Annotated in this window: 1 pseudogene; it reads right to left on the bottom strand. The window is 36.3% G+C overall.

Annotated features, from left to right (window positions below):
• Positions 1–463 (bottom strand): annotated as a pseudogene (locus ACYVRH_RS14600) (helicase); the annotation flags it as partial.

Here is a 463-nt window from a genome sequence, read left to right as displayed (position 1 = left end):
GTAAAGTGGAAAGATACAAATCTTTTATTTCACCCAGATCGTATTCAAGGGCTTGAGGATCTCCAGTTTCAGCAAACCCCATTTTTTGTTTCTCCAGATCATTTTTATACGCAGTAATTTTCATTAAGTCCAAACGTGAACGGCGGATAACCAAAGGCGAAATGATTTTGCGTATATTTGCCGCTATTGCTTCTATTTCAAGTTTTAGACTGTGTTCGTCAATATCTTTATTGCGCTGTTTTTTCCTGAGTTCATTATAACGAATTATAAGTTCCTGAAAACGGAATCCAAGGTTATCAACATTTTTTAGCGTCGATTTTACGGGGATTTGAAATAACTTAACCATAGAGTAAATATCAGAAGGACGGTTGTTAAAAGGCGTTGCGGTTAGCAGCATTACTTTGTTCGCTCTGCATAAATTGTGCAAATTCTTATAATCAGCAGTTTGCTCATTCCGGTATTT

It is taken from the genome of Treponema sp. R80B11-R83G3 (assembly GCF_054786115.1).
This window is presented reverse-complemented; position numbering and strand designations above follow the sequence as displayed.